The organism is Anabaena sp. AL93 (assembly GCF_001672085.1).
In the GTDB taxonomy this organism is placed as follows: Bacteria; Cyanobacteriota; Cyanobacteriia; order Cyanobacteriales; family Nostocaceae; genus Dolichospermum; species Dolichospermum heterosporum.
Map to the genome: position 1 here is coordinate 1 of NZ_LJOU01000160.1, position 7,947 is coordinate 7,947.

The 7,947-nt window shown below is 36.3% G+C and carries 6 protein-coding genes; 4 read left to right on the plus strand and 2 right to left on the minus strand.

Annotation, left to right across the window (positions count from 1 at the left end; translation table 11 throughout):
• Positions 1–246: 246 nt before the first annotated feature.
• Entirely contained in the window at positions 247–603 is a 357-nt protein-coding gene (locus tag AN486_RS25515; protein ID WP_290602948.1) for a hypothetical protein, read from the minus strand.
• 481 nt (positions 604–1,084) lie between these two features.
• Here AN486_RS25515 and AN486_RS25520 point away from each other — a divergent pair, with 481 nt between their 5' ends.
• Both AN486_RS25520 and AN486_RS25525 read left to right on the plus strand, forming a co-directional pair.
• Complete coding sequence (locus tag AN486_RS25520; protein WP_027401010.1) at positions 1,085–1,465, plus strand: hypothetical protein; 381 nt, start codon at positions 1,085–1,087, stop codon at positions 1,463–1,465.
• A 19-nt stretch (positions 1,466–1,484) separates the two neighbouring features.
• On the plus strand, positions 1,485–1,649 hold the full coding sequence (locus AN486_RS25525) for a hypothetical protein (RefSeq protein ID WP_290602949.1): 165 nt from the start codon (positions 1,485–1,487) through the stop codon (positions 1,647–1,649).
• A 13-nt stretch (positions 1,650–1,662) separates the two neighbouring features.
• Here the strand turns inward: AN486_RS25525 and AN486_RS25530 are convergent, their stop codons facing one another.
• Positions 1,663–3,855 carry a recombinase family protein gene (locus AN486_RS25530; protein WP_290602951.1) on the minus strand — a complete coding sequence of 731 codons (2,193 nt, stop codon included), beginning with the start codon at positions 3,853–3,855 and terminating at the stop codon, positions 1,663–1,665.
• Between the two features lie 58 nt (positions 3,856–3,913).
• On the opposite strand from AN486_RS25530, the gene AN486_RS25535 reads away from it, so the two are divergent.
• Entirely contained in the window at positions 3,914–5,227 is a 1,314-nt protein-coding gene (locus AN486_RS25535; protein ID WP_290602952.1) for a proton extrusion protein PcxA, read from the plus strand.
• A 504-nt stretch (positions 5,228–5,731) separates the two neighbouring features.
• Positions 5,732–7,947: Ig-like domain-containing protein (locus AN486_RS25540; protein ID WP_290602953.1), on the plus strand; the 2,216-nt coding region annotated here is incomplete at its 3' end.

Genomic DNA, 7,947 nt, shown 5'->3' on the forward strand with positions numbered 1-7,947 from the left:
TGTGGGTATCACGAACACGCCGATATTGGTGCTGCCAAAACAATTAGAGATAGAGCTTTCAAAACTTGTATTGAGCGAAGTCGAAATATAGTACGTGGGGACTCCGCGAAACTTGCTGTTTAACAGCTAAACGCCCAAAAGATGAGCCAGTGCGGTATTGGGGTCTCTCCAAGTAAAGCAACTAGCAGTATCAGCACGCACTTTTGTGCAAACGTGTTGAGTTTGGGAACCTGTGCAAACAGGATATTAGGATTGCAAAATTTTAAGAATCTCAGTGGCTTCAGCCCTGAGAGTGTCAAGAACTGCAAACTTATGTAACGGTAAACTCAAAATACAAGAAAATGTTAAGAAATATGACAAAGCTGTAGTAATTCTTAAAGTCATCATTACAGCGTCCCAGTCAAATAAAAATACTTTTTCTATCCCAAAAGCAACGCAATAAACTAACCAGTAAGCAAAGCTCATTCTTAAGAGACTTTCTTCTGTTTCTTGAAAATCATCTATGGCTTGATTATCATCCTTTAATAACCATAGACCGACAATACAAGCGATTGAGGAAATAGCCACCACAAATTCATGGCAACATAAATTCACTGTAGGCATTGATTTTTGTCTCCATTTCCAATGTTTTTATATTCCTATGGAAATTTAGTTTAAAGGAATATGCTGGAGAGTTGTACAAAATAGTTACAAACTGCAATCCCTCAACAAGTTTCTTCACAAATCCCAATACCTGAAAAGTCATGATTGCTGTATCAAATGTTTTACCCCTCCCTAACCCTCCCCTTATAAAGGGGAGGGAACTAAGTAGGTTGGCGTTGAAAATTATCGTTATAGCAAGGCAAGAGTAAAGAAGTTTTCAGCGATTTTACGTTTCTTTACACAGTTTGATTTTATTGTGTTCACTTACTTACGTTGTTATTGCGGCATTTTCTGACAAAAATCTCATCATATTGATGTCAGTCATCTAACTTAGGGTTAATTTAAAATATCTAACTTAGGATTAATTAAATTACTTTGACTAAAGCATAAGCTGGTTATAGCAGGTTAATTCCAACTATGTTATTTTGGAGATATTAAGATAATGTTGCAAGAAAATTTTACGACTTCTCAGAAGGGAATAGATGCTTCTTTAATTGGTTTTGATGAAAGTTGTTTATCGGAATTAAGTTCGGAACAAGCCTCTAATATTGTTGGAGGATTTACACTTAAAAATAATACAGAAGCACCAAGGATTTTCTATAATTTTGGGGAGAAGTCACCCCTCAAACAACAAACTTTACAACCAGGAGAGAGCGGTACTTATCCCGGAGAGTTTATTTTGTATAATTCTTCGGCATCAAAACCCGGAATTAGTCCAGCAGTATTCAAAGCAGACCCTTCCGGTTCATTTAGTCTAAATCAATCAGGAACTAAGATAATTCCTACTGATCTTAGTTCTTCTAATGGAAGTACAGATTGCTAAAAAAGCCTGTAAATAAATTTTGAATAAACAGCCTCTAGAACTTAATCTGGAGGTTTTATTTATAAGTAGTTTGGTCATTGGTTATTGGTCATTGGTCATTGGTCATTGGTCATTGGTCATTGGTGAAAACGATTCTTCTTTCTTCTTTCTTCTTTCTTCCTTCCTCCTGACTCCTGACTCCTGACTCCTGACTCCTGCTAAACTACTTCACAAGAATGAACTAAAGGTAATAATGGACCTATTTGTTCTTGTCCATTTATAGCTAAATCACTATGACATAAATACAATTTATCAGACACCCGCGCCAGTAAATCGGTGACAATTTTTTGTAATCTTTGTGCTTCGGCTAGTTGTTCATCTGCGGCTGTCCAAGGTTGTCCTAACCTATCTCGTAAAAATAAAGTAGCACCAAATAAAGTAGCTGCACCACCTTTTGCCCACAGTGGTGAACCAATATCTAACCAAAAATGCCAACGGTGATGTTTACGACTTGCACGATACTGAAAGATGGTTGCTAAAGTTACGGCTTTTCTACTGCTACCGATAGGACGGATAGGATAGGGATTTGCAGTAATTGTTCCTCGTCGCAGCAGTTGAATAAATATCGCTATCGCCACGCTATCGCTATCACTAATGGTAATACTAAGGGTTTCTGGTGTATGCAGTGAAAGTAATAGAGTATCATTTTGTTTTAAGCGGGCATCTACTTCCCAATAATGTTGAGCGGTTTCTATTAATTCTCTTAATGCTGCTAATTCTTGATATGAAGGGTTTTTATCCTTACACACAAACTCTTGAATGGCTTTGTAGAGGAGAAAAATGGGGGTGAGGAGAAGTCCCTGGTGATATTCCTCTCTCTGTTTGCCAATCCATTGTAATATATCTTCATAGGCCTGAGTGGCAATATAGCCAATTCTATCCCAGCGTTCAAAGGTTTTCACTGGTAATAAATTGGGTGTGTCGGGGTGGGGAACGAAACAAGCATCAGCGATTAACCCAGCCCGCACCGGATCTATTTGAGAATGATGGAATTCTTTTTCCTGCCCATTTTGGGTTTGATATTGACTCAAAACCACCAACATTTCCGCCACTGCATCCCTATCTACTAACCGCCCCAAACCGGGGTAAACTAGAGCCATGAGGGTAAGTAATGCTCTCACCACTGAAGAACTGATTAAGGGGCGTTGTTCGTTGAGAGATTCTACCTCGATATTTTGTTTAGTTAATATTTCTACTAGAGTATAACGAGCGATCGCATCTAAACCCGGTGCAATAATTACTACTTCATCCGCCGCTACTTCCCCTGACTGCACCCCATCAATAATGATCTCGGCTGTTTGGCGTAATAATTGGGCGCGGGAATTAGTTTGAATAGGCTTGACACAACTGGGTAAACTCAACATCGTCATTGGCTGTGTTACCAATTCTACCATTTGCTCAGTCAAAGAATATCCCAAACTATTTACAGGTGGTGAAGTTAAAGTTTCTACTTGACAACGCCCAGATAATTGGTATAAATACTCAGGATCTGCACCTAAACCCCAGCGGACAGCCCCATGAGGATTATAGCTAAAAGCCCCCACAGCACCAGCATCTAACAAAAATGCAAATAAGTTAGCAGCGATCGCCGGATAATCATCCACATCATCTGCTATGATCCCTTGATAACGGTGTTTTAAATGCTGTTGATAGCTACCATCAGGTAATAATTTTTGGTGATACAATTCGGTAATTAGTGCATAAGTCAATAAACCTGTTTCTAAACACCAATTTCGCCAATTTAGTAGTAAAAAACCCAAAAAATCCGGCTCTAAATTGATAGAATTATCCTCTAAACCACTTTGTAATATCTGGGGAATATCTTCACAGGATACACCGCTATAAGCTGCCAACTGCCATAAATCTAGAATCCTTCTGACCAAACGATTCTCATTCATCCCTACACGCCGCAAAACTTCTGAATTTAACTGAGAACTCCAGAGTTTCGTCGCCAACTCTTGTTCCGTTTCGGGACGTAATCTAACCGGAAATTGTGCTTTTATTGACAATGAATCAATTAGCAACGGCCAAAACAAAATTACCTCATCTTGGAAAAAACCTAAAGCCGTTTTGACACGAATAGGATATTTTCCCAGTGTTAAAGTAGTAACTCTATCAGCTAATTCCCTGCGATTATCATCATTAGCAGCTAACAATAAAATACCTGGTTCTTTTTGGTGTAAATTTAAATTTTGATCTATAGATTGGGTTTGAGAATTGTGAAGATTTTTATTATAAAATGAACCGGAAACTTGATTATTAACTTGCAACCAAGCATCAAAATAGCTGACCAAGCGAGTAGTTTTACCACTACGACTAGTACCAAAAATCCAAAGAGAATCAGAAATCATGGTTTTTGCGTTAACTTAAGTTTAAGAATTTAGTAGATAATCCCAAATAATCGTCTCGATGAAAAGTACCGTGTCTAGCCAAAAAATATACCCCTTTTTATTGTCTGCTTACAGATGGTATCTACTGACACCAGAACGTTCTTTAAGTACAGCTTATCAAGCAGCTATAAAAATTAAGGAAATTGAAGATCAACACTTTAATGGTAACAAAATAGACTTCGAGTTTACCATACACAGTGCCAGTGTCATGGATTATTTTCAAGGAGATTTGCAAAAGTTATTAAAAACTGTGCAAATGCGGCTGACAGAATTTAAAGCTAGTCGGTGGTTTGCGAATGAAGCTAAACAAAAAGCTGCCCTAAAATTGGGTATAGAATATTCTAGCCCCGCATTAATTTTAGAGAAACTAGAATTCATTGATCAAGTTACCTCCAAATATACTAATAATGATATAGATACAAATTATAACAACTCCAACTCTTCACCTGTTGTACCAGCCACAGATTTAGTTAATTCCCAACAATTTATTCCTAAAACATCAAATCAAGCCAACAAAAATACACCGAAAGGAAAAACTAATACAACAGGTATTTTACCACGGTCAATTTTAAGCACAATCACTCGCCTACAGGTAGAATTAGATCCAGAATCTGAACAAAATGTAGTTCAAAATTTTCGGAAAGCTCAACAAAGAAGTATTATCTCAATTCGGTTTATACTTTTACTAATTATCGTTCCTCTTCTAACTCATCAATTATCCAAGGCTTTAATTGTTGGTCCATTGGTAGAACATTTTCGCCATGATAAAACAGTAGAAGTTTTCCTAAATGGAGAAATGGAAGAAGAAGGATTATTAGCATTACAAAGGTTTGAAGAAAGAATCAAATTTGAAGCCTTAATTAGTAATGCACCTGCGCTTGGGGCTGAAGAATTAGAACTCAAAATAAAGAAGAAAGCAGAGGAAGTCAAAGAGGAATTTCGTAAAGAAAGTGATAATGCTATTAAAAATGTATTTGCTGATATTTTCGCAGTAATTACCTTCACCATCTTATTACTTGTTAGTAAGCGTTCTATCGCAGTCCTCAAAGAATTTTTTGATAACGTAGTTTATGGTTTAAGTGATAGTGCTAAAGCATTTATTATCATTTTATTTACCGATGTTTTTGTCGGTTTCCACTCTCCTCACGGTTGGGAAGTTCTCTTAGAAGGAATATCACGACATTGGGGATTACCAGCCAATCGTGATTTTATTTTCTTATTTATTGCCACATTTCCCGTAATTTTAGATACGATCTTCAAATATTGGATTTTCCGTTACTTGAATCGGATTTCACCTTCTGCCGTTGCTACCTACCATAACATGAATGAATAGCCAGCATTTTGCCAACATTACTATTAGCTTACCAATATTTATGGCTAGTTCCGTAATTTCCAACTCTTACTCTCTGTGCCTCTGCGCCTCTGCGTGCAGTAAAATCATTCTTTTAATCAGCATTAAGATGAAGCTGCGTAGAATAATATTTTCAGGGTAAGTAGGTGAACACAATAAAACCAAACTGTGTAAAGAAAAGTAAAATCGCCCAAACCCTCTTCACTCTTGCCTCTTGCCTTTTGCCTTGCCATAACGACAATTTTCAACGCCAACCTACTTAATTGACCGCAGATAAACAGATTGTTGATATCTGACGCACCTTACCAATGTGCCAGTTGCGTAAATTGTCAAATTAGTTAATTTTTTAATACAAAAATACATAAGTCTTTACAAAAAACATCTTGTTTATACCATACTGTTCAGGGTATATTCCAATAGAGCCGTTGCGGTTTAGTAGCAGATTTACACACTCTGGGCAAATATACAACCAAAAGTTGAGCATCTATGGATATATCTAATGTTCGTGACGACTCCAATTCACCACTTGTCACTTCTAGTATATTGAGTAACGACTTTTTACCCGTAAACCCGTTAGATAAAAATTCCCATTCATTCATTCATTCATTCATTCATTCAGAATTTGATTCCCTTGCTACTATTACACCAACCCAATATCTGAATCAAGAAATTCTCCCAATTACACAAATAGCACTACAAAAATTTTCCAATTCCTCTGAGTTCTCAAATAATATAGAATTAGCTTTTGGCTATGGTTGCAATGTTGAATTGGCACATCAAATAGTTGACAATTTAGCCAGTGGTCAAGAAATTCCCGATATTCAAATTATCCCTCAATCTCAATTAAAAGCTGATGGAGCTTTTGGCAATAATACTATTTATATTTCTCAAGATTTACTTAACCCACAACAATCTAATCCTACTCAAGTTGTCAATGTCCTGTTAGAAGAAATGGGACATTATCTAGATTCGCAAATAAATATTCAAGATGCTCCCGGAGATGAAGGCGCAATTTTTGCTAAACTCGTTCAAAATCAACCTTTAGCACCAGGAGAACTAATAACATTAAAAGCGGAAGATGATCATGGTATCTTAAATATTAACGGGCAAAATATCGCCGTAGAACACGCGGATACTCCTGGAGTATTTCTAGTTGATAATACAGGAAGAATCTCAATTGACTTCTTAGCTGACTCCGGTAGTTACCATAACGAAATGGCTATTTTCAGCCTTGAGAATATGGATAGTTTAACACCTGGTTCAGCAGATTATATCAAAGAAGCGGCTCGTCGGGCTTTAAGTAATTCAACATTAGGATATACAGTAATTATTGATATTAATGAAGGCGCGAAATTTGTTGGAGAAATAGGAGAAAGTAATAAAAATGATGGAAATTATTCTGGTTTAAAAACCTTCAGTTTTACCCCCGGAGGTAAAATTGCATTTATGTTAGTTCCCCAAGGAACTGTTCAACAAGTATTTGATAATCCCAACGCAGGTAGTAGTCAACGTCCCTTATTTTCTATTGCGGCTGCTAATCCCAATAATGCCACACAAATAGGACAATTAGTGCCAGGTACTTTTGGTTGGGAAGATATTAGAAATGACCAACGTACAGATGCAGATTACAACGATATTATCTTTAAAATTCAAGGTGCAAGCGGCACATTAACAGATATAGGAGGATTATTTGCTAGTGGTAAAGATTGGCGGAATCTTCCCTTAGCTCAAGAAATTATTACCTTTGCTTCCCAATCTAATAATACAACCTTAATAGCCAAATTATCTCAAGATACAGGAATTAGTAATTTAGATATTATTACTAATAATCCAGAAATTTCTGGTTCTATCAACAATGCTGATAATATTAGCAAATTACAAGCTAAATTCAGTGATGGTAGTAATTTCGTTGATATTTTATCTGAGTTAAAAGCAAATGGCAGCTTTGTTTTAAATAAAGAGAGATTAGCTCAAATTAAAGGTGGACAAATCGCAGACGGAGACTATCAATTAAATTTACGTGCTGAAGATAAATTTGGTAATATTTCTAAATTTTTAGTTAAATTCACCTTGGATACAACGAAACCAGGAATACCCACAGAAGTAGGTTTGAAAAATGATGGTGATAGAGTCACAAATCAAAATACACCAACTATTACAGGTAACGGAGAAAATGGTGCATTAATAGAACTATTTGATGGACAAAATAAATTAGGACAGACAACAGTTGTTAATGGTTTTTGGGAAATTACCACATCTCAAATTACCGATGGATTGAAAAAATTAACTATCACAGCCACCGATATTAGTGGTAATCCGAGTGATGCTAGTAATACAGAATTTACCATTGATTCTGCTTTACCACAAATTAATATTACCAATCCTCAAACTAATGCAATATTGAATCCAGGTGCAAGATTGCAAGGTACTGTAAATGGTACAGGTTCAACAATAGATAAATTAAGTTATCGTTTTGGTAATAACAGTGAAATTAATGTACCGATAAATAATCAAGGTGCATTTGATGTTGAATTAACTTTAAGCGATTTATCTGGACAACAAAACCTGATTATTAAAGCAGTTGACTTAGCCGGAAATAGTAAAGAAACTACTCAAAATGTAGTCGTCAATCAATCAACACCAGACACAACAGCACCATCAATTACTGCTAGTCTTAATAATGATACAGGCATCAACACCGA

Coding starts and splice junctions, on each gene's coding strand:
- AN486_RS25520 (WP_027401010.1), top strand. CDS start 1,085: ATGTTGCAAGAAAATTTTACGACTTCTCAGAAGGGAATAGATGCTTCT.
- AN486_RS25530 (WP_290602951.1), bottom strand. CDS start 3,855: ATGATTTCTGATTCTCTTTGGATTTTTGGTACTAGTCGTAGTGGTAAA.
- AN486_RS25535 (WP_290602952.1), top strand. CDS start 3,914: ATGAAAAGTACCGTGTCTAGCCAAAAAATATACCCCTTTTTATTGTCT.
- AN486_RS25515 (WP_290602948.1), bottom strand. CDS start 603: ATGCCTACAGTGAATTTATGTTGCCATGAATTTGTGGTGGCTATTTCC.